Source organism: Eubacterium ventriosum (assembly GCF_025150745.1).
Taxonomy (GTDB): Bacteria; Bacillota; Clostridia; order Lachnospirales; family Lachnospiraceae; genus Eubacterium_G; species Eubacterium_G ventriosum.
This window is the reverse complement of sequence record NZ_CP102282.1, coordinates 910,643-933,780: the sequence shown is the minus strand read 5'-3', so window position 1 is coordinate 933,780 and position 23,138 is coordinate 910,643. Positions and strand designations below refer to the sequence as shown.

21 protein-coding genes and 3 tRNA genes are annotated in these 23,138 nt (G+C 36.4%); 2 read left to right on the top strand and 22 right to left on the bottom strand.

Annotation, left to right across the window (positions count from 1 at the left end):
- Positions 1–39: 39 nt before the first annotated feature.
- From NQ558_RS04250 to NQ558_RS04235, 4 genes are all read right to left on the bottom strand, one after another.
- Positions 40–816, bottom strand: a complete 777-nt coding sequence (locus tag NQ558_RS04250) for a hypothetical protein (RefSeq protein WP_005363237.1) — start codon at positions 814–816, stop codon at positions 40–42.
- Between the two features lie 70 nt (positions 817–886).
- On the bottom strand, positions 887–1,255 hold the full coding sequence (locus NQ558_RS04245; protein ID WP_005363242.1) for a YdcP family protein: 369 nt from the start codon (positions 1,253–1,255) through the stop codon (positions 887–889).
- 15 nt (positions 1,256–1,270) lie between these two features.
- Positions 1,271–1,585 carry a YdcP family protein gene (locus tag NQ558_RS04240; protein WP_005363246.1) on the bottom strand — a complete coding sequence of 105 codons (315 nt, stop codon included), beginning with the start codon at positions 1,583–1,585 and terminating at the stop codon, positions 1,271–1,273.
- A 243-nt stretch (positions 1,586–1,828) separates the two neighbouring features.
- Positions 1,829–4,864 carry a VaFE repeat-containing surface-anchored protein gene (locus NQ558_RS04235; RefSeq protein WP_040447186.1) on the bottom strand — a complete coding sequence of 1,012 codons (3,036 nt, stop codon included), beginning with the start codon at positions 4,862–4,864 and terminating at the stop codon, positions 1,829–1,831.
- A gap of 174 nt (positions 4,865–5,038) precedes the next feature.
- On the opposite strand from NQ558_RS04235, the gene NQ558_RS04230 reads away from it, so the two are divergent.
- Entirely contained in the window at positions 5,039–5,278 is a 240-nt protein-coding gene (locus NQ558_RS04230) for a manganese catalase family protein (protein WP_084812574.1), read from the top strand.
- A 99-nt stretch (positions 5,279–5,377) separates the two neighbouring features.
- Here NQ558_RS04230 and NQ558_RS04225 read toward each other — a convergent pair.
- From NQ558_RS04225 to NQ558_RS04200, 6 genes are all read right to left on the bottom strand, one after another.
- A tRNA-Gln gene (locus NQ558_RS04225) sits at positions 5,378–5,450 on the bottom strand.
- A 222-nt stretch (positions 5,451–5,672) separates the two neighbouring features.
- Positions 5,673–6,977, bottom strand: coding sequence for an ATP-binding protein (locus NQ558_RS04220; protein ID WP_040447188.1), 1,305 nt, complete (start codon positions 6,975–6,977; stop codon positions 5,673–5,675).
- 138 nt (positions 6,978–7,115) lie between these two features.
- Entirely contained in the window at positions 7,116–7,358 is a 243-nt protein-coding gene (gene grcA3 / locus NQ558_RS04215) for an autonomous glycyl radical cofactor GrcA3 (protein WP_005363253.1), read from the bottom strand.
- Between the two features lie 12 nt (positions 7,359–7,370).
- Positions 7,371–8,138 (bottom strand): pyruvate formate-lyase-activating protein, encoded by a 768-nt coding sequence (pflA, locus tag NQ558_RS04210; RefSeq protein WP_005363254.1) that lies wholly within the window; start codon positions 8,136–8,138, stop codon positions 7,371–7,373.
- Positions 8,139–8,165: 27 nt separating this feature from the next.
- Positions 8,166–10,241: a formate C-acetyltransferase gene (gene pflB, locus NQ558_RS04205; RefSeq protein ID WP_005363255.1), complete on the bottom strand. Its 2,076-nt coding sequence runs from the start codon at positions 10,239–10,241 to the stop codon at positions 8,166–8,168.
- A 50-nt stretch (positions 10,242–10,291) separates the two neighbouring features.
- Positions 10,292–10,828 (bottom strand): nitroreductase family protein, encoded by a 537-nt coding sequence (locus NQ558_RS04200; protein ID WP_005363256.1) that lies wholly within the window; start codon positions 10,826–10,828, stop codon positions 10,292–10,294.
- A 312-nt stretch (positions 10,829–11,140) separates the two neighbouring features.
- Here NQ558_RS04200 and NQ558_RS04195 point away from each other — a divergent pair, with 312 nt between their 5' ends.
- A complete protein-coding gene (locus tag NQ558_RS04195; protein ID WP_005363261.1) occupies positions 11,141–11,785 on the top strand; it encodes a Crp/Fnr family transcriptional regulator in 645 nt (214 codons plus the stop codon).
- A gap of 285 nt (positions 11,786–12,070) precedes the next feature.
- On the opposite strand, the gene NQ558_RS04190 is transcribed toward NQ558_RS04195, so the two are convergent.
- The 12 genes from NQ558_RS04190 to NQ558_RS04135 all read right to left on the bottom strand — a co-directional run bounded on the left by NQ558_RS04190 (position 12,071) and on the right by NQ558_RS04135 (position 23,049).
- Entirely contained in the window at positions 12,071–13,462 is a 1,392-nt protein-coding gene (locus tag NQ558_RS04190) for a uracil-xanthine permease family protein (RefSeq protein ID WP_005363264.1), read from the bottom strand.
- Between the two features lie 195 nt (positions 13,463–13,657).
- Positions 13,658–14,152 (bottom strand): tRNA (cytidine(34)-2'-O)-methyltransferase, encoded by a 495-nt coding sequence (locus NQ558_RS04185; RefSeq protein ID WP_005363265.1) that lies wholly within the window; start codon positions 14,150–14,152, stop codon positions 13,658–13,660.
- A 69-nt stretch (positions 14,153–14,221) separates the two neighbouring features.
- The gene (locus tag NQ558_RS04180; protein WP_005363266.1) at positions 14,222–15,388 is read right to left on the bottom strand and encodes an aminotransferase class I/II-fold pyridoxal phosphate-dependent enzyme; all 1,167 of its coding nucleotides are present in this window, start codon (positions 15,386–15,388) and stop codon (positions 14,222–14,224) included.
- Entirely contained in the window at positions 15,388–15,870 is a 483-nt protein-coding gene (locus tag NQ558_RS04175; RefSeq protein ID WP_005363267.1) for an Lrp/AsnC family transcriptional regulator, read from the bottom strand. The genes NQ558_RS04180 and NQ558_RS04175 overlap by 1 nt, the downstream gene beginning before the upstream one ends.
- A 15-nt stretch (positions 15,871–15,885) precedes the next feature.
- Positions 15,886–16,845, bottom strand: a complete 960-nt coding sequence (locus NQ558_RS04170; protein ID WP_005363268.1) for an AIR synthase family protein — start codon at positions 16,843–16,845, stop codon at positions 15,886–15,888.
- A 19-nt stretch (positions 16,846–16,864) separates the two neighbouring features.
- Complete coding sequence (locus tag NQ558_RS04165) at positions 16,865–18,331, bottom strand: VanW family protein (RefSeq protein WP_050750986.1); 1,467 nt, start codon at positions 18,329–18,331, stop codon at positions 16,865–16,867.
- A gap of 282 nt (positions 18,332–18,613) precedes the next feature.
- Positions 18,614–19,327 (bottom strand): 3'-5' exonuclease, encoded by a 714-nt coding sequence (locus tag NQ558_RS04160; RefSeq protein WP_005363270.1) that lies wholly within the window; start codon positions 19,325–19,327, stop codon positions 18,614–18,616.
- Positions 19,328–19,332: 5 nt separating this feature from the next.
- Positions 19,333–21,132: a B12-binding domain-containing radical SAM protein gene (locus tag NQ558_RS04155; protein WP_005363271.1), complete on the bottom strand. Its 1,800-nt coding sequence runs from the start codon at positions 21,130–21,132 to the stop codon at positions 19,333–19,335.
- Between the two features lies 1 nt (position 21,133).
- Complete coding sequence (locus tag NQ558_RS04150) at positions 21,134–22,045, bottom strand: hypothetical protein (protein WP_005363272.1); 912 nt, start codon at positions 22,043–22,045, stop codon at positions 21,134–21,136.
- 146 nt (positions 22,046–22,191) lie between these two features.
- A tRNA-Gly gene (locus tag NQ558_RS04145) sits at positions 22,192–22,262 on the bottom strand.
- A gap of 12 nt (positions 22,263–22,274) precedes the next feature.
- Positions 22,275–22,347 (bottom strand) — tRNA-Phe (locus NQ558_RS04140).
- A gap of 111 nt (positions 22,348–22,458) precedes the next feature.
- A complete protein-coding gene (locus NQ558_RS04135; RefSeq protein ID WP_198006746.1) occupies positions 22,459–23,049 on the bottom strand; it encodes a CDP-alcohol phosphatidyltransferase family protein in 591 nt (196 codons plus the stop codon).
- Positions 23,050–23,138 lie beyond the last annotated feature (89 nt).

Here is a 23,138-nt window from a genome sequence, read left to right as displayed (position 1 = left end):
GAAAAAAGCAGCAAACCTTATAGATTTACTGCTTACATATTATTTCCTTGTCATTTTAGCTATTTTACGAAGCTTTCTATATCCTTCGATTCCTGATATTTCTAACAAATTATATTGGTTTAGAAGTGATTGTAATGTCACTGATATTTGTTCGGGCGTGTATGGAGTTAAAGAATCCCCATTTGTAATAGTTATAAATCTTCTTCGTTTATTTTGATAAATCCCCCAAAATCTATCCATATCAATATTCGGATTATTTTGTTCGATTTGTCTAATTAAATTTGCTAAAACTTCTTGCTGATTTTCATTAGTTACTACGGAAGTGGCTTGCATAAGCTCTTGTAATTGTTTGCTGGATACAGAACTTGAATCAACTTCTTTCAATGTCTCAACAATAAATGAAATTTCCACATTACATAAAGCACTTTGTTTTACAAAAAAATAGTTCCTTTGCAAATTGCGTATCAGTTCTTGTTGCTCTTGCATAGAAGTAACATATTGGTAAAATTTATTTATACTATCATAACTTTTGTTATCTATTCTGCGAATAAATAAATGCTTATAGTTTTTCCAATGATTAACATCAATTAAGGGAAGTGATTCATAAAAGGCAGTTAAATTTAAACCTTGATTAGTTATATAAGACTGAATTTCTTGTACACGCTTTTGAAGTTCGTCTATCTGCAAAACAACTAAAGAAGCAGCGTCACGCAATTTCCCCTTTTCCTGTGCTTTATAAATCCATACAGCAGATAAACCTACTATAATCAAACCAAGATTGACCCAATTATCTTTAATGAAATTAATCAACTCCATACACATATCTCCTTAAAACATTTTTAATAATTATATCACTTCTAATTATTGGAAACAATGAATAATACTATCAGTTTTTATTTGGTAGTTCAGTAGCGTTTTTAGACACTCGTTTATTTTTCAAAACAATATCATCTGCCTTGATATACCAGTCAACGTCTGCCCCTTGAAAGGTAGCAGTTGCCACCGTATCAGCCACAGGATTGATGATTTCCACCTCTGCGTTGTAGTCAAATTCCTTTAACGGAACAGCAGCAGGAATACTTACCTGTATCATACGTCCTTGTTCCTTGCACTTCAAATCGTAGGTACGTAATTTGATTTCTTCAGAAACCGTACCGTCCTCATTCTGGATATGTACCTCACGACGCAATGCCGAGAACTTCAATACTCCGAATGTCTTTTCCTTATCAATGATGATTCCGTTTGCTAATCTCATAATCTTTTTCCCTCCTTATGCTTTCACCATATCGTCTGCTGACAGGATATAGTTTGTGAATCCTCTTGTGCCGATTTTATAGCCCTCTGCGGTAATTTTGGGATTGATAAGTTTTACCTTTTCCTCTGATTCAAAGTTCTTCTCACCAGCAGACGCAGGCAGCACGACGATAATATCATCTGCCCTCTGTACGTCCGAATAAAGGTTGAAGCTACGGGAAACTACCGTCATACGTCCGTTGATCCTACGCTGTTCCACTTTATTCTCACCTGCAAACTCTAAATTTCCGAATGTCTTTTCCATGTTCGGGATAACGTGTTTTAATTCCATAAATGTATTTACCTCTTTTCTTTCTATATTTTAATGATTGATAGTGTCATTCTGCTGTATAGATTGTATCTGTCTGCCTGTGAATCATCAAGGGCAAGCGTTGTGCTTTACACCCTTGACAATCCCCATTCAGAAAGATAAATGACAGTCAAGCAGAATTTAGTTAAACTGTCAGCCAAAGGCTGACGTTTCTATGATGGGCGGTGGTCGGGGGAGTGCTTTCATAAGCTGCTACCTCCTGCATTAGTTAGATTTCTTTACTCTGCGGAATCTTTTATAACCTGCAAAGATAAGACCAGCAGCAGAAATTCCCATCATAGCGAGTAATGCGGCAAATGGCGTATTGTCACCAGTTTTTGGTGAATCGCTCGGTTTCGTTGGTGTGCTGGATTCTTCTGGTGTAGTAGGGGATTCTGATTTTTCCTTGATTGTCACCGTCTGCCCCTCGTCCTTGATGTCCTTATGTTCCGCTACCTTGATAGGCTTGTCTGGATTTGTCACGTCGTACAATTCTTCAAAAGTGACAAGCTCTTTACCAGCAAGCTCACTGGCATTGAATGTAAAGGCAATCTGAACCTCCATCTTCGTATCTGTAGCGGTGAATGTAAGGTCATTTTCCACACACTTACCATTGACGATAAGTTCTGCATTTTCCGATTTCACCATTTCCCAACCTTTTAGCTGGTATTTTGTGCCTTTTTCAAGACCATCTAAGGTAACAGTATCAACGATAGTTACGTCCTTACCAGCTTCGATTGTCTTTTTACCTGTTACCTTGTCGGCAGCGGTCGTGTGCATAGTGATGATACGCTCTGTGATTGTCACCGTCTGCCCGTCGTCCTCAATGTCCTTGTGTTCAGCCACCTTGATAGGCTCGTCTGGATTGAAAAGGTCGTACAATTCTTCAAACGTCACAAGGTCTTTGCCACCTAAAGCACTGGCATTGAATGTATACGAAACTTCAACTTCCATTTTGGAATCTTTAGCGGTAAAGGAATAATCACTTTCCACACGCTCACCATTAACAATAAGTTCTGCATTTTCAGCTTTTACCATCTGCCAGCCTTTGAGCTGATACTTTGTTCCTTTTTTCAAGCCATCTAAAGTGACTGTATCAACGATAGTCACGCTCTTACCAGAAATGATTGACTTTTCGCCTGTTACCTTGTCGGTAGCTGTGGTATGGATAGAGATTTCTGGTTCGTAATCATCTGTCAATGTTCCCAAGTCAACGACAGTCTTATTGCGTGATACCACAACATCAAAGGCAGGAATCAAGGTCATTCCTTTGTTGGAATCACAGCGTAATTCTTCAATCTCGTAAGTATCATAGAGTAAAGCACCTTTGCTGTCGTCTGGTTCAGATATTCCAAACCAGATACCGTCCTCACTAGATTTGCCAGCGTTTGTATTCTGTTTATGGGATACCCAGTCAGCAGCAGTAGAGAACTGACCGTTTTTATCAGTCACAATGATGTGGCTTTCACCAGTCGTCTTGCTTGTGATCCTAAACGGAACATTCGCAAGTCGCTTGTGAGTACCGTCACCGATTTTAACACCCTCAATATCACCACGCTTAATCTGATTGTAAACAGAGTGTACTTCGTCAGTTAAATCAACGATTTTTCCATTCTCTGTGATTGCAAACTCAATCGGTTTTGCACCGTCAGTTAAATATCCCTCTGGAGCTTTGCTTTCTTCGATACGGTATTTTCCGTATGGTAACGTATCTGCGTCAGTCGTAGCGATACCGTCTATGCCTGTATGGATTGTTTTGACAACTTCATTCTTGCTGTATAACTTGCCATCTACCAAGACAGCCTTATCATTTAAGGAGATGATTTCAAAGGCAGTATCTTTCAAAGTCGCACCGCCTTGTGCTTTTGTATCTTTTGTTTCAAGGTCACGCTTCTGGATTTTTACACCGCCACGGATAACCTTGTCTGATACGGAATACTGGTTGCTGCCGCTTAACGCTGCAAGCTCACCATTCTCTGTAATCTGTGCCACATACACGCCTTTTATCTGTTCAGAACTTCCAGCGGCTTGCATATAAGCACCCTCTAACAAGTAACCCTTTGGAGCTGTCTTTTCTTCCACAGTGATAGTACCAAGTGGCAAACAGATAGTACCATTCTGTGTATAGAAGCTGTCACCAGATACTTTGTAAACGTCAGCTAAATGTGTGATGTAATGGACTTCATTCTTGCTGTCTTTTTCAGCGATTGTTTTTGTCGTCCATGTGCGTGTCGGTTCTGATGGTAGATTTTCTTTTGTGTAATATCCGTCATAATATTTCCAGACAAACTCCGCACCCTCCAAAGAAGCGTTACCCTGTGCGGTTGATTTGGAAGTTTCCATATCAATCTTGAAAAGCTCAACCAATGTGTCTGTGACTTTTGGTGTATCGCTTACTTTTAAGGTAGCAGTTTCACCAGCCTTTACCGTAAGGGTGTAGACGTTCTTATCTAACTGGAATCCCTTTGGAGCTTTCGTTTCTTTTACAAAGTATGTCGCTGCCCTTAATTCCACTGTATCAGTGTTTCCATTACTATCTGTCGTAAGTGTGGCAACAGACTTCGTGCAGCCTTTATCAGAATAGACACCATAAGTCGCACCAGCGATTGAATAGCAGTCATTAGATTTTGTAATCGTTGTATTACTGGAAGATTTCTGAATCTTGCCATTTCCGACAGCCAATTTCGCCCAGAACTGTCCTAAGTCCTGACCCTCACCGACGTAAATATAACCGCCACAATCGTAACGGTCTTTATTTGCTTTAGCAAAAGCCTGTGCGTCTGCATAAAGCTTATCTTGTATGCTTTTTGAGATTTCGTCATAGTCAACATGGGTCTTTCCAAATCCCCATCCTAAATGAACGCTTAATCTACGCCACACCGTACACTGTTGTAATAGGTAAGACTGTTCATCTGTAAAACCTTTTTTGGTATGTTCCTTGATGTATTCCAGATTCAATGCTACATCTGTAATCTGTGACTGGTTCAGACGTTCGGTTGCGTCCTTGCGAGTTTTATATCCAGATTGGAACGCAACACCTAGCTGAATACAGTAGGCAGTTTCACCATCTGCTTTCATCCACCCCTCTTGAAATGTGGATTCAACTTCGCCACCATCTGTCACTTTTAAAACCGTGCCTGTTTTTCCATCTGAATGAGTATAGACAGAATCCGCAGCATGAATTTGTGTGACTGGAAAGGCGGTAAATACGGTTGCAAGGGTGAGTACACCTGTAAGCAATCGTCTTATAATCTTTTTCATAATATTTAATTCTCCTTTCGATTTTAGGGTAAAAAAATAGACGCTCATTTCTGAACGTCTTAGTTGCTGAAAACATTGGAACTATGTAGGATAGCTTGTTTCATCTTCATTTTTCTATATATTTGTTCTTATGCAATCGTAGCAAGAAAGTGCTTGTCCTACGCAAAATAGCGTATTTTCAAGGTTTTCCAGCTATGTTGTTCTTACGAGGTCGCACCAGAACAAAAAGCCAGAAAAACATACGATAATATCCTAACTCTTGTAAAAGAAAGTGATGTTCGAGAACCTATTAAATTCTTAAGAGCAAGAGAAATTGTTCATTTTCAACGTTTTGGCGAAGCTCTACGAATGGTAACTGAAGACATGGACAAAAAGAACTTCTATGCTTTCAATCCAAGCAGTTGTATAAAATAGGATACAGGATTACAGACTATAAATATATTCTTAGCTTTACAAATGAATTTTGATAATCTTAGAAAGAAAAAAACCACTTCATAATGAAGTGGTTTAAAGCTGGCCCACAAGGATTCGAACCTTGAAAATGCTGGAGTCAGAGTCCAGTGCCTTACCATTTGGCGATGGGCCAATGTCTCGCGACAAAAAATATTCTAGCACAGTCACTATAACAATGCAAGTACTTTTTTAATTTTTTTCAAAAAAATTTTATTTTTTTATTTTTCTTTTATCTTGCAAGGTTAATTTTTTTAACAACCTTGCAAGATTTATCTACATATGTTGATTATTATTGAACAATTATCCACATGAATTAACTATTATTGTGTAGTTATCATCAATACTGTCCTATGTTTTATTTCTGCTGACCTGCCAGATAGTTAGCAAACTGCTGTGCTGTTCTACCTGAAATTCCACCATGGCTTAATTCCCATTTATTTGCTTCAGCCTTGATTTCATCATCACTAAGTTCAACACCTAATCTTCTACACAATTCAATTGCAATATCAAAGTATTCCTTCTGTGTAGGTTTTGAGTAGTTAATTGTAACACCAAATCTATGTACAAGTGATAATTTTTCTTCCATAGTATCTGACTTATGCATTCCATTATCAACCTGAACATCACTTCTGTCATTCCATGTTTCTTTAATAAGATGCCTTCTGTTAGATGTTGCATAAATCAAAATATTCTCAGGTTTTGTTTCAACGCCCCCCTCAATTACTGCCTTTAAGAACTTGTACTCAATTTCAAATTCTTCAAATGAAAGGTCATCCATATAAATAATGAACTTGTAGTTTCTATTCTTTATCATAGCTATAACGTTAGAAAGGTCTTTAAACTGATGCTTGTATATTTCAATCATTCTAAGTCCCTGATCATAGTATTCGTTAACAATAGCCTTAATACTTGTAGATTTACCTGTACCGCTGTCACCAAATAATAAGCAGTTGTTGCTCTTTCTTCCCTGTACGAAAGCTTCTGTATTATCAACAAGTTTCTTTTTCTGAATTTCGTATCCAACCAGGTCATCAAGCATAACTTTTTCCATATTGTTAATAGCCTGGAATTCAACCTTGCCATTGTTGTCTGAAATTCTGAACGCCTTATTAAGACCAAACATTCCAACACCATAATCTTTATAAAACTGTGTTACGTGATCAAAAAATTCTTCTTCATCCTTAGCGCTTTCAAGCTTTTCGCTTAAATCTCTAACCTTTTCACTAACATTCTTGTTGTACATAAGTTCAGGTTTCCCAATTGCCTGATAATTTTCAATCTTTGTAAAACAGTCAATACCAAGCTCTTCTTCCATTGGCTTAAAGTCATAATCAAATAAGGCTTTGAACTGCTTAAAGTCATTCTTTGCAAAACTGTTTACTGTTCCCACACTTGCTCCAACCTTTTCACATGTTAAGCTAAATGGGTTCTCATTTGTTATTAATAAATATGTAAGATAGTTGTGCCACAAATTCTTATCGAAAGCATAATCTGTTGATACTTCCAGAATTCTCTTAATCTGATTATATATCCTAGTGATTATTTCATCTTTCTTATAGTCACCACTTTTATATTCTCTAATAATGTCACTAAGTTCCATAAGAATGGAATCTTTAGGCATATCTCCGTAAATAAGTAATTTTGAAACTATATTATGCATAATTCTCGCCTCTTTTACTATATATTTGAGTAAGACACTCTTTTTATAATTATAAACTCTTTTCATTAATTAGCAAGAAAAAATCGCCATACCGGGTAACCCCGATATGGCGATAAAGAATCATTTCTTTTCGTTATCTTATAAACTTCCGTGGAATGTTCTGTGAATAACGTCATCCTGCTGTTCTTTTGTTAACTTAATAAAGTTTACAGCGTATCCTGATACACGGATTGTAAGCTGTGGATATTTTTCTGGATGCTTCTGAGCATCAAGTAATGTATCTCTGTTTAATACGTTAACATTAAGATGGTAACCACCTTCCTGTGCATATCCATCTATTAAAGAAACTAAATTATCAATCTGTTTTTCGCTTGCTGCCATTTTTATTACCTCCTATTTATTCTCTTGTAATAACTTAATTCTGGATTCTTTAAATCCCTGCAACACTATTTTTCGAGCAGCTACTGCCATTTCTTTGGTAGCAGGCTCTATATCCTTCAATGGGTAATCCATGCCAAGTTTCTCGTACTTTGGCTTAGCCATATCATGATATGGCAATATATCCAAAGCCTTAACCATCTTTAACTTTCCAATGAAAAGTCCTAATTCATATAAGTACTCTTTATTTAAAGTTATATGTGGTACAACAACATGTCTTATCCACATCTGAATACCTTTCTTATCAAGATATTTTGCAAAAGCCAAAATATTGTCATTAGGCTGTTTGCAAAGTTTTAAATGTTCTTGCGGATTAATATGTTTAATATCCAGCATAACCAAATCGGTTACTTCAAGTAATTTATCTACTTTCATCAGGTTTTCCGGATCATCAGGTCTAAATGTTACACCTGATGTATCCAGACAGGTATGAATTCCTCGCTTATGTGCTTCAGTAAACAGTTCAGTAAGGAAATCAATCTGAACCATAGGCTCACCACCTGTAGCAGTAATACCGCCGCTCTGGTAGAAAAATTTCTTTGTTTCATATTCCTTAAGCAATTCATCAACGGTCATTTCTGTACCGCCTTCCATTGACCACGTGTCCGGATTGTGACAATATGCACATCTCATTGGACACCCTTTAAAGAACACTACAAATCTTACACCCGGTCCGTCTACTGTTCCGCAACTTTCTGTTGAATGAATTATTCCTGTTGACATTCTGATTTTCCTTTTTATTTGTATTTATTATAACTGCTGCTGCTTGATGATTTCATCAATATCAAGACCAAGTGCATCAGCGTCAAGGTCACCTGTAAATACGTCACAGTCTTTTCCAAGTGCATCTGGAACTACTGTAAATGTATCTGAGATACCATCTCTAGCGTTTTCGAAAGGAATCTTAGCTACAGATGCAAGTGATGCTACAGCACCATGTGTATCTCTACCATGAAGTGGGTTAGCACCTGGTGCGAATGGCTGTCCCATCTTTCTACCGTCAGGTGTGTTACCTGTGTTCTTTCCGTATGTTACGTTTGATGTAATTGTAAGGATTGACTGTGTTGGAATACTATCTCTGTATGTGAAGTGCTGTCTTAAGTAACCCATGAACTTGTTAACGATCATAACTGCGAGCTGGTCAACTCTGTCATCATCGTTACCATATTTAGGGAAGTCACCTTCTGTTTCATAGTCAACTACGATTCCATCTTCATCTCTGATAGCTTTAACCTTAGCATACTTAATAGCTGAAAGTGAGTCAGCTACTACTGAAAGTCCTGCAACACCTGTTGCGAACCATCTTGTTACATGAGCATCATGTAAAGCCATCTGGATTCTTTCATATGAATATTTATCATGCATGTAGTGAATGATGTTAAGAGCGTTAACATAAACGTCTGCTAACCATTTCATCATGTCTTCATATCTTTCCATTACTTCATCATAATCAAGATATTCTGATGTAATTGGTCTGTACTTAGGTCCTACCTGAACCTTAGTCTTTTCATCAACACCACCGTTAATAGCGTAAAGTAAACATTTAGCAAGGTTTGCTCTAGCTCCGAAGAACTGCATTTCCTTACCGATTCTCATTGAAGATACACAACAAGCGATACCATAGTCATCACCATTGATTGGTCTCATTAAGTCATCACTTTCGTACTGCATTGATGAGTATTCAATTGAAAGCTTAGCACAGTATTTCTTGAAGTCCTGTGGAAGTCTTGTTGACCAAAGAACTGTAAGGTTTGGTTCTGGAGCTGCACCTAAGTTTTCTAATGTATGAAGATATCTGAATGACATCTTTGTAACCATGTGACGTCCGTCAATACCAACACCACCGATTGCTTCTGTAACCCAAACTGGATCACCAGCGAAAATCTGGTTGTATTCAGGTGTTCTTGCGAACTTAACACATCTTAACTTCATAATGAAGTGGTCAACGAATTCCTGAATCTGTTCTTCTGTAAATGTTCCGTTAGCTAAATCTCTTTCAGCATAGATATCGATGAATGTTGAAGTACGTCCTAATGACATAGCTGCACCGTTCTGTTCCTTAACTGCTGCAAGGTATCCGAAGTACATCCACTGAATAGCTTCCTGTACGTTCTGAGCTGGTCTGCTAATATCAAATCCGTAAATCTTACCTAATTCTTTTAATTCTTTAAGAGCTCTAATCTGTTCTGAGTATTCTTCTCTATCACGGACAACTTCTGGTCTCATTTCTGTAGGTGTAGCTGCTTTCTGAGCTTCCTTATCTGTGATAAGTGTATCAACACCGTATAATGCAACTCTTCTGTAGTCGCCGATGATACGTCCACGTCCGTAAGCATCTGGAAGACCTGTTACGATGTGGTTTGTTCTACATGTTCTGATTTCTGGTGTGTAAGCATCAAATACACCAGCGTTATGAGTCTTTCTGTAGTTTGTGTAGAAATCTACAACTTCTGGATCTACTTCGTATCCATTGTCACTACAAGCCTTCATTGCCATACGGATACCACCGTTAACCTGAAGACCTCTCTTGAAAGGCTTATCTGTCTGGAAACCAACAATAGTTTCTTTATCTTTATCTAAGTAACCTGCGCCGTGTGATGTGATTGTCTGTACAACCTTTGTATCCATATCAAGTACGCCGCCTGCTGCTCTTTCCTGTTTCTGAAGATCAAGTACCTGATTCCATAAATCTGTTGTTGCCTGTGTAGGACCTGCTAAGAAACTTGCATCACCATCATATGGTGTGTAGTTCTTCTGGATAAAATCTCTGACGTTGACTTCTTTTGCCCATTCGCCTGTAGTAAATCCTTTCCATTCTTCTCTCATCTTGTTTTTCCTCCTAAAAATAAATGTAAAGCATAAAATATAGTGAATGACTAACGATAGCTTAATAAATCATCTACTGTCTTCTTCTTTGGAACACCAGGTTCTTCATCAGGATAACCTACAGCAACAAGTGCCATAAGTAACTGTCCCTCGGGAACCCCGATAATCTCTTCTGCTTTATCGATGTCATACAATCCCATTATTACTGTTCCCAAGCCTTTGTCATTAGCTGCCAAACACAATGTCTGTGTAGCAATGCCATTGTCAAATGCCTGCCAACAATCTTTTCGAGATGTGGAATAACTGCCATCTCTCTCAAAACCTGAACGCTTGTCCACTATTAATGTAGCAATAAGAAGTGGTGCTCCATTAATAATTCCTCTGTTATGCTCTGCACAACATTCCTCTGCAAGCTTAGCTTTAATCTCAGCATCTGTTATTGCAATATATCGTGTTGTCTGAGTATTCTTCCAAGAAGGCGCATACGAAGCATCCAAAACCAAATCTTCAATAATATCCTTAGATATTGGTTCCTGTTTAAACTTTCTAACACTTCTTCTTGTTTTAATGCATGTTATTGTATCCATATCATACACCTCTCAAAAATATTAGCCAGTGCCGTGTTTAATTGTCAAGAAGACGCAACTAGACACAATAAAAGTAATTTTCACTAACTGTGATTAATATAACACTTTATCTTTTTTTTTGCAACGTTAAGAAGGAATTATTTTCGTTTTTAAAATTTAACGTTTTTCACTTTATAAAGTGCAATCCTGGTCTATATTTTCTTTACATTCTTATTATATGATGATTGTTTTTATTTTTCTGTTGCATTTGCAACATATTCATGATAAAAATTTTTATACAATAGTTATATCAATATAGATTGGAGTTTATTTATGGAAATAACAAAAACAGATTTGTTTTACAATATTTCAGAACAGCAACAGGCTGAAATGATGCACTGTTTTAAAACGTATACCAGAACTTATAAATCCGGAGAAGTTATCTGCTTCTATGACGACAACAATATAGGGGTAGGTATAATCGAGTCAGGTAGCGCAAGGGTTATACATTTTCTTCCTAACGGGACCCAGACTATTCTTGAGCAATTATGTCGTGGTGATCTTTTCGGTCAGCTTTTTTATCACTATGCCTGTCCTGAAAGCATTTCTCTTGAAGCTACATGTGACTGCGTTGTTCGTTTTATTGATTATGAACACATTATAAAAAGATGCTCGAAAGCTTGTCCACATCACAGCCAGTTAGTTAATAATATTCTTGTTATAATTTCAGATAAGACAAGATCTATCTGTGAACATCTTGAAGTTTTAAGCGGTCGAACCATACGTGACCGTTTAAATAATTATTTTGAAATTTTGTCTTCGAAATCCGGAAGCAATACTTTCAAGCTTCCCTTCACAATGACTGCCCTTGCGGACTATCTTTCAGTTGACAGAAGTGCCATGAGTAGAGAATTAAAGAAAATGAAAGATGAAGGATTGATACAGACTAACAAAGGAATTGTTACCATTAACAGGTAATTTGCCACTTGTCGTATCACAAAAAAATGGATGCCCTCAAACACGTTGATTTTCTTATTTTGCTCCGTCGTCTATCGTACAGCGAAAAACTAAACTCGCTTCGCTCGGACAGTAGTTTTATCGCTGTACACTATACTCGCAAAATTTCGAAAATCTGCCTATTGTTTGCTGGCATCCATTTTTTTGTGATACTTAATTAAAATATCAAAATTCCAATTCACCTTTCCCTTTTTGTACTGGAATAATTGGGATAGGACCTTTTGACACTGTAATTACATTAATTTATTATTTGGATTCTGTTACGTCGTTCACTTCATCTTTGTCTGGGAATACTGCATTAAGGATAATTCCTGCAATTGATGCAACTGCAAGTCCTGAAAGGCTGATTACTACTCCTCCGATTGAGAATGAAACTGCTCCGTCAACTCCGCTTAATACATCTGCGCCCATTCCTGAACTAAACTTGATACCTAAAGCACATACAACGATAATAGCTGCAACGATAACGTTTCTGCTCTTCTTAAAGTCAACCTGTGCTTCTACTACATTACGAACACCGATTGCTGCAATCATTCCATAAAGCATAAATGAAATACCACCAACGATACCTGATGGCATAGCCTGAATAATCATGGCAAACTTAGGGGAGAATGAGAATAACATTGCAAGATAAGCTGCAATTCTTACTACTCTTGGATCATATACTCTTGAAAGAGCGAGTACACCTGTGTTTTCACCATATGTTGTGTTAGCAGGGCCACCAAAAATTGATGATAATGTTGTAGCAAGTCCGTCACCTAAAAGTGTTCTGTGAAGACCTGGGCGGTTAATAAAGTCTTTTCCTACTGTAGCACTGATGGCACAAATGTCACCGATATGTTCCATCATTGTTGCAATGGCAATTGGAACCATTGTTGTAATAGCAAAAATAATTGCTGAGCTGTTGTTCCAGTCAATTGAAAAAATTGTTTCGTCCATATGAACAGGAAGACCAATCCATGCTGCATCAGCAATAGCTTTTACATCAACCTGACCTGTTTCGCCTAATAAACCTAATCCGTTTCCAAAAATAAGGGCGAATAAATATGCTCCAACTACACCTAAAAGAATAGGAATAATCTTTGCCATTCCTCTTCCCCAGATATTAAAGAATATTACGATAACAAGCGCTACGACGGCAAGTGGCCAACATGTTGCACAGTTATTAAGTGCTGATGGTGCAAGGCAAAGACCAATAGCAATAATAATAGGACCTGTTACAACAGGTGGGAAGAACTTCATAACCTTCTTAACACCTACTAACTTTATTAGCAACGCTAAAACTAAATATAATAGTCCTGCGCAAGCTACACCTAAACATGCATATGGAAGCATATGAGCTGAATCTTTTACTCCAAAGTCACCAAAAGCTCCTGATACTGTTGTATATCCACCAAGGAATGCAAAAGATGAACCAAGAAATGCCGGAACCTGTAATTTTGTAAAAATATGGAAAAGAATAGTTCCAAGACCTGCCATAAGTAATGTTGTCTGAACATCAAGACCTGTTAAAAGTGGTACCAAAACTGTTGCACCAAACATGGCGAACATATGCTGGAAACCTAAAAGAAACATCTTTCCTTTTCCCAACTCTCTGGCATCATATACTGCTGAGTTACCAATTTCGTTGTTTGACATTGTCAAATCCTCCTTTTTTTACTTTCGATAAAACATTTTAGCAGAAGTTTAAAGATTTTTCGACCACAATCTCTAAAAACGTTATAATGCACAAAAAATTAAAAGCATTTAGGCTATTTTTTACATTGTTATTTAATAGTCTAAATGCTTTATAATTTATTTTTTATTTCTATAATCAATTTGTTTCTGATTATATTATTCCTTCCACTGCAGTCTGTGAAGGTGACCTTCCATCTGCATTCCATGGAAATCATTCTGTCTTAATGCCTCATAAAGTACAATTGCAACTGAATTGGCAAGATTTAATGATCTAATCTCCGGATTCATTGGGATTCTAATACATGTATCTTCATTATCTACCAAAATCTCCTCCGGTATTCCTGCGCTTTCTTTTCCAAACATTATATAATCATCCGGTCCAAACTCTACATCTGTATATCTGTGTGGAGCCTTAGTTGTAGCCATCCAAATCTTTATTCCCGGATGCTGATCCATAAAATCTTTGAAACTATCATAAATAGTCACGTCCAAATCATCCCAATAGTCCATTCCTGCACGCTTAAGATTCTTCTCATTTATTCTAAATCCCATAGGTTCAATAAGATGAAGCTTTGTACCTGTTGCACAACATGTTCGTCCTATGTTACCTGTGTTCTGTGGGATCTCAGGCTCTAATAATATAACATTCATAACCTATCTCCATTCTGTCTTACAAAACTGTACACTAATGTACATCTGCTAATCATGTAAGCTTATAGTCTACTTCTGCTCCAGTCTTTCAACAAACTTTCTAACTCTGCCAAGGGCAAGCTTAAGATCATCAAGTGAATATGCATATGATATTCTAAGAAAACCTTCTCCGCAATCACCGAAAGCTGTTCCCGGAACTACGGCAACCTTTTCTTCCTCTAGCAATCTTGTAGCAAACTCTTCTGATGTGAGTCCAAACTTCTTAATGCTTGGGAATACATAGAATGCTCCATATGGTTCAAAACAATCAAGTCCCATATCTCTTAATTCGTGAACAAGATAATTTCTTCTCTGATTGTATGACTCCTTCATTCTTGCCACATCATCATCACCGTTTCTTAATGCTTCAACTGCAGCATACTGGCTTGTTGTAGGTGCACACATAATTGCAAACTGATGGATTTTAACCATCTGATCCATAATAACCTTTGGCGCACACGCATAACCAAGTCTCCAACCTGTCATTGCATAAGCCTTTGAAAAACCGTTAATCAAAACTGTTCTTTCCTTCATTCCCGGAATACATGCTATTGAAACATGGTCTTCCTTGTAAGATAATTCAGAATAAATTTCATCAGATAATACAAAAATATCTTTTTCTATACAAACCTGAGCAATATCTTCCAAATCCTTTCTTTCCATAATAGAACCTGTTGGATTATTAGGGAAAGGTAAAACCAAAATCTTAGTTTTGTCAGTTATCTTTTCTAAAACTTCTTCCTTAGTTAAACGAAATTCGTTCTCTTCCTTTAATTCAATAATGACAGGAACAGCATGTGTTAATTCAACACATGGAACATATGAAACGTAGCTTGGCTGTGGAATCAAAACTTCATCACCCGGATCAAGCATTGCTCTCATCGCAATATCAATGGCCTCACTACCACCTACAGTAATCATTACTTCGCCGTTATAATCATAATCTACATCTAATTTTCTTTTAAGGTAATTGCATACCTCCATCTTTAACTCTTTAAGACCTGAGTTAGATGTATAAAAAGTACGTCCTTTCTCAAGACTATATATCCCCTCTTCTCTAATATGCCAAGGGGTATCGAAATCAGGCTCACCTACGCCAAGTGAAATAGCATCTTTCATCTCGCTTACAATGTCAAAAAACTTTCTAATACCTGATGGTTTAATTTCCTTTGTTACTTTTGATAATGGATCTCTCATTATGGTGTCACTAACATCCTTTCATCTTTTTCTTTTTCATCTAAAATCATTCCGTAGTCTTTATACTTCTTCAATACAAAATGTGTTGCTGTATTCAAAATTGAATCTAAAGTAGAAAGCTTACTTGATACAAACTGGGCTATCTCTTTCATTGTTTTTTCTTCAAGTATAACTGTAAAGTCAAAACCACCTGACATAAGATAAACTGCCTTAACTTCTTCAAATTTATATATTCTCTCTGCAATTTCATCAAATCCGCTTCCACGCTGTGGTGTAACACGAACTTCGATTAATGCTGTTACTTTTTCATCGTTAGTTTTATCCCAATCAATAAGTGTGTAATATCCACATATTACACCTTCATTTTCCATATCCGCTATGGCGCTGGCAACTTCCGCCTCCTTCGCTCCTAAAAGAATCGCCATTTCATGAATGTCAATTCTGCTATTTTTTTCAATTAAACGTAAAATCTCTTCTCTCATTGCCAATCTCCTTTTTTAAATAAATTTGTATATTTCATCACCTCTTGGAGGTTCCAAATACCTTGTTTCATCGCCATTTATAACTACTCTGTTCTTATTGTCAGTTATCTTTCCGATTACTTCTCCATAGATTCCGTTAGCGTTTAGTGACTCTTCTATTTTATAACCATCAGGGCTTACAATCAATAGCGAACCTGAACCTTCCAACAAATAAGGGTTAATATCCATAAATTCTGCTATTTCAATAACCTGCTGCCAAATAGGAATCTTGTTAATATCTACCTGAATGCCTTTATCCACACATGAAGCCACTTCCCATAATCCGCTAAACAATCCTCCTTCAGAAACAGCGTGCATATACACAGCTCCTGCATCTATTGCTATTGCAGAAGCTTTCTCGGTACTAGTGTAATCTTTCAATTCCAAGCATTCTGAAATAAATCTTCCGGAAAACTTGCCTTCTAACTTATCTTTATATCTTTCTGCTATAACAGATGTTCCACCAATAGCAAGTGTTCCTGCCATTATAACATCCATTCCCGGTTTTATGCTATCACTTTTTAGTAAATTGCCTGTTGTTCCAATCATAAAAATGTTAATAATTGGACCTTCAGTGGTTCCTCTATAAACATTACACTGGTTAATTTCCACATTATGACTGTCTGCTGACTTTCTAAAATTTTTAATCATTCTGTTTACTTCTTTTTCTTCAAATTCCAATGGCATTGTAATGCTTAATTGTAAACTTTTTGGAACGCCACCCTTTTCGCAAATACTGTTAATACTTCGCTGAACATAAAACTCTTCACATCCGTCAAAAGTCTTTAATATACAATTAGAAGACACTACAGCCGTAATGTCTTCTAATTGTATGTTTGCAGCATTTACTCCCGGTTTAACTCCTTCGTTTTTGGAATTTAAATTCTTTAAAATAGCTCTTTTATAAGTTACTTCTGAAACTTTTCCCGGATTCATAATTCACCGCCTTATTTAACTATTCTGATTTTTTTGATTTCTTACTTGAAGTCGACTTTTTTGTTGTCTTTTCACTACTCTTCTTGTCGTCCTTATCACTATCATCTTTCTTAGTTGTTGTGGAAGCCTTCTTAGTTCCCTTTACAACAATTGTTGGTGACATTGCATAAGTACTTGTATGTATTAATTCCTTACTAACCTGCTTGCCGTTTTCATATGTAATCTTCCATAATTCAGCCACATACCCTACATGACCTGAAGATTCAACTTCTGAATAGCCTACAGGCTTACTTGAATCCTTCTTAGTCTGTGTTTTAACAGGTGTAGTCTTTACAGTCTTGCTTTCATATTTTACTGAATGACCTGCTTTTCTTGTGTCATGTCCATAAATATTGAAAGTAATTGAACCGCCTGAATTATAAATACCTTGAACATAAATAGGCGCATCAGTATCATTTTCAAATACTAAATCCTTGTAATCTCCTGCCAAAGCTGCATCTGCTGACAAAGGAACATATCCTACTGCCATTGAATGCGGGAATCTCTTAACAACCTTAATCTCTGCTCTAAGCAAAGCATTGTAAAGTGTACTTGAAACCTGACAAATACCACCACCTAAGCTGTCCTGAACGCCACCATCAACATATGTACCTGCAGGATGCCATCCGTTATCCTCTGTCCACGGATATAAGTTTTCATTACATGAATACTGTTCTCCCGGATAAACAACTGCTCCGTTAATTAACTTAGCACCATTCTGTATGTTTAAGTTTCTATTAGCATAAGAACTTCCTACACTAAACTCTGTTGTATAACTGCCCATTGGTTCGTTAGAAACCTTTTCACAATCCTCTGTTGTATACTTAGGTTTTGAAACTGTAGTTGTGGCAGTTAACTTTATGTTAGCTTTCTTATTCCACTTCTCTGTTACATATGTATATAACTGTTCTACAGTCTTATCATAGTCTACAGTCACGCCTTCTTTCTCTTTTATAATCTTAAATCCATGACCTGTAGCCTCCAAAGATGCATTCTGCGCCTTTATTTCATACTCAGCACAAATAGTTTGCAACTTCTTTTTTAAGGTATCTTTATTAAATGACATTTCAACATTAAACTTCATGCCATTATGCTGTAAATCAAGACCATCCTTATATCTCTTTATAATGTTACCTGTCTTTCCTGTATTCACAGCTTCATCAACTACTGTCTTATTGCTCCACTTGTATCCTAAATTCCCTAACGTAGTCTGAACTGACTTACCATTAACATCAAATGTTACCGTTGTAGCTGTCTTGTCTGACACAACTGTCTTCAACGCTTTTGTAGCTTCGCTTGCTGTCATTCCACTTACATCAACGCTGTCAATTGACACGCCTTTTTTAATCTTTTCTTCTGCATCCTCAGAAGCAGCCCATACACACACTGTTCCCATTGTAAGAATAACACATGCGATTAATAAAACTACTTTCTTAATCCCCTTCACAATTAGCCTCCTCAAGTCCTTCTCTATACACTAAATACTGTTGTAACAACCATTGCAAGTATTAATAAACCTGCTATTACTCCTGCGATAATTCTCTGATTCTTCTTGTTGTAAAAAAAGTTCATACCATTCTCCTTTTCCCAATAAACTAATGATTACAGTGTAATCAAATTTTAGGTATTTTAACATTTATTATATTAATAAAAAACGTTAATATTGTGAACTGTGGTCTAATAACCCACTTTTTCTTTAACAAAGTATACCATAACTGTCAAAAATGTCCTAGTCAAAAATTCTGCCTTTTTCTGAAAGAATTTTGTCTATTTTTTTAGACGCCTCATTCTTTGAAAGCTCATCTATATTAAAATTCATTTCAATCTTATGATATACCATCAAATCTTTTAAATATTTCTTTTGTCTGTCAGTAATAGGCTGCATTTTTTTCGCTTTAAATACTAACTGATAAGGTTCAAAAAGTCCCGGACTCTCTGTTCCAAACTTTTCCATTAGCACGTTGTATAACTTAGATGTAACCTCTGCATCATTAAATGCCCTGTGATGGTTTTCATCTGCTATTCCATAATAATTGCACAAATATTCCAAGCCTCTGCTTTCAAGTCCCTTCAAAGTCTTTCTTGCAATCTTTAATGTATCAATTCCCATTTTGTCAAACTTAAGTTTCTGGTTAATTGCATTCTGTTTCAAAAAGCTATAGTCAAACATAATATTGTGTCCCATAATCACATCGTCCCCGGCAAACTCAATAAATCTTGGCAGAACTTCCTCTATAAAAGGTTTATCCTTTAACATTTCGTCAGTTATTCCCGTAAGTTCCGTAATATAGGGACTAAGTTTCAGTCCCGGATTAATCAGCTCCGAAAAAGTATCAACTGCCTTACCGTCCCTTACCTTAACTGCTCCAATCTCTATTATTTTGTCCCACTTTACTCTTATGCCGGATGTTTCGATATCCACACACACATAATCTTTAACCATAATTCCTATCTCTTTATCTGCTTTGTTATGTTAATCAGCTTAGCCTGTTTATTCAAAGGATTTCTGTGTTTGTAATCAAATAATATATATGTAAGATTGTCCTCATTTATTCCAAACACTTCAACGTGAGTCATTTTTTCTAACTGCTTGGAATCGTAATCTTCATAATCCATAAGGATTGTTCTAACCTCTTCTCCTTTAAAAAACTCTCTAATCTGATGCTTGTATTTTTCAATGTTTTTAGAAAATCCAGGACGGCTTTTGGCATTTTCACGCAAATAAAAATCTTTTGTCAAAAGCTCCTCCCATTGAATATTCTCTTCAAAGTTCCTCTTCTTAATAAAATTCAAAAGTAATTCATAACGCTTTACTCTTGAATGTTTCTCCCCGTTTTCACTGTGTCTCTGGTAAAAACTACCCAGTTGTTCATACAGTTCAAATGGTGATTCGTAAAGTTCACTAAGCTTTCTTATTGTATTTTCAAACTGAAAACTATTGTAATATATCTCAACAACAGCCTCCACTTCTTTTAGTTTCAATATGTCATCAAAACTAACCCAGTTGGTTTTAAGCACTTCGTAAGGTGCCCTGCCACTATAAGACATACCATATTTTTCACTATTTTCCTTCATCATTGAGCCATAAAGAACTTTCAAAAATCCCAACTGAAACTGGTCAGGCTTCATTGCATACACCTGATCAAAACTTCTCTTAAAGCTTTCATAATTCTCATATGGAAGCCCTGCTATAAGGTCAAGATGCTGATGAATATTACCACCATGATGTATCTTTTCCGTAATCTCTGCTATTTTTTCAATGTCCGTTTTACGATTAATTGCCTCCAAAGTCTTCTCGTTAGTTGACTGCACGCCAATTTCTAACTGAATCAACCCCGGTCGCATATCACTTATTAAGGCAATCTCCTCATCCGTCATAAGATCTGCTGCAATTTCAAAATGAAAATTAGTTACACCATTATCGTGTTTCTTAATATATGACCAAATTTCCATTGCATGCTTCTTGTTGCAATTAAAAGTTCTGTCCACAAACTTAACCTGATTAGTATTATTGTCTATGAAAAACTGAAGTTCCTTCTTAACCAAATCAAGACTTCTAAACCTTAATCTTTTGTCAATGGATGAAAGACAATAACTGCATGAAAAAGGGCAGCCTCTGCTTGTTTCATAGTAAATAATCTTGTTTTCAAAGTCCTTCATCTCCTTATAAACAAAAGGAATGTCCGACATATCAACAGGCTGTTGAGGTTTGTTGATTATAATCTGGATTCTCTGTTTTTTTGAACAATCTAGTATTCCTGTTTCTGATTCGAATATCTGATGTTCTAAACTTTTAGACTTTCTATATCCTATACCAAGTATATCATTAAGTTCATCAATACCAATTCCATTAAAAGTATACTTGTCCATTACTTCTTTGAAAGTAAGCTCGCCCTCCCCATACATAACATAATCAATGGCTTCATTCTCCCTAAGAACCTGCTCCACATTGTAGGAAACTTCAGGGCCACCCACCCAAACATCCACATTTGGGCAAATCTTCTTATAATCCCTAACAATCTCCTTAACCATTCCAATGTTCCAGATATAGCATGAAAAACCAACTGCATCCGGTTTTCTTTTATAAATATCTCTTAAAATATCATCACTGTACTGGTTAATAGTATATTCTGCAATCTCTATTTCATTATTATTATTTCCATATTTTTCAGCAAAAGCCTTAAGGCTGTAAACTGCAAGATTTGAATGTATGTATTTTGCATTAATTGCAACTAGCAAAAACTTCATATTATTTCTCTTTTACCTCACATGTAATCATCCATGGTGCCGGCTGTGCGACAAATACTCCATTCTTGTCTACCTTAGACACAGCTATCTGCATTACTTCTGTTACATCTACACCATGTTTCTTCATTAGGTATTTAATATCTGCTAAAATATCTAATTCTAATGTATAAATAATAAATTTAATCTTCGGATTTACTTTTAATAAAGTTACTATATCATTTTCGATGGTACTTTTTTGTGCCACGATAAAAGCAAGTCTTGGCGTTGGAAGTTTTTCCAATGCTTCAACAGTAATTTCAGGAATAATTTCAATATTATGGGTACCAAACTTAGAAGCATTCTCTTCCATTGTCCTAAGTGAACCTGCATCTCTTTCCGCTGCAATAACAACCCCTTCATAAGCTACCATTGATGCTTCAACTGCAATACTCTCAGCATTTGCAAGTAAAACAGTGTCTCTTACATCCATTTCAAGCTTATTCATAATAACTGCACGGATTTCATGACCTACATATTTAACCATACCTGATGAAAAATTATCATTCTTCATTCCGAAAATCATTGATTCTCTTGTGTTTTCATTAACAATATAAATAACCGTTGGTCCTTCTAAATTGCCGTCCATCATATCGCTTACTTTGCAATGCTTCATTTCAGAAGGTTCGTACCCTTCACCAAAGTACATTTCATAATCACCATATCCTGCTTCCCAGCATTTATATAACATGTTAGGATATGTAGAATCTGCAAAAATCAAAACTCTCTTATGTGTTGCAATAGTTGCCAACACATTTCTTCTCTTGCTGCAAGTGTTAAGCATCTTAATCTTCTCCGCACTTACTCCCTGCATATCTGCTACATATTCCATCCATTTAAGCATCTGTGAATTTGTAAATTGAACTTTTTCTGCCATATCTAATTCCTCCGTTCTTCATTGCGTAAAATCGCAACACTCTTTTTTAATTTTACCACAAAAGAACAAAGATACAACAAGGGGAATATAAAAAGAAAAGCCACCGTGCTTTCTTTAGCACGGCAGCCTTTCGGGCAAAAAAATAGAGCGGGTGATGGGAATCGAACCCACATATCCAGCTTGGAAGGCTGGTGTTCTACCACTGAACTACACCCGCATATTTATATAGTGCCCAGTTCCGGAATCGAACCAGAGACACGAGGATTTTCAGTCCTCTGCTCTACCAACTGAGCTAACTGGGCGATTTGCGTTATGACTTATCGCTCTGTTATGTTACACTATATAAATATTTTTGTCAAGATTTTTTTAATTTCTCTTATATAAAAATTATTTTGTACTAGTAGTATACCATATTATTTCTCGATGTTTTTCGGCAACTTACCTCTTAACTCTTCCCACAAGCCTCTGTGATAAATAAAATATTTTATCAGGGTAAATGCCATTATAATCATATCTGCTATAACCAAAACATTAACCATAACTTCCGGCATATTAGGAAATAAAAGCAATACAATCAGAATTACATAAGTTGCAAAAGTGCATACTTTGCCATACCACATTGCACCTTCGATTTTGTGTCCGGCTCTAATTGATATAATTCCTGCAACCGCCATATAGCCTTCTTTTATTATATAAAAGACAACCATGGGTACAACTATGGAATATTTGAAAGACATGCTTATAATAATAGCTCCCAAAGTTATTTTGTCGGCTATTGGATCAAGCATCTTTCCCCAGTCTGTTATCATATTAAACCTTCTGGCAATTTTACCATCAAAGAAATCTGTTATTCCCGAGATTACAATTGTCACAATTACAGGCCAGTAAGGAGCACCGTCTAACGCCCTGTAAAATAGCAACATATATAACATTGCCAACGCTATTCTAAAATATCCCATTATATTAGGAATAGAAAAATATTCCCTCCAAAAATTTTTGTCCATGATTCCCTCTCCCATTTATTTCAAAACATAAACTTCAATTTAATATATTTAAATTACATTTAATTTTTAAGCCAAAAACTTTAGTGTGA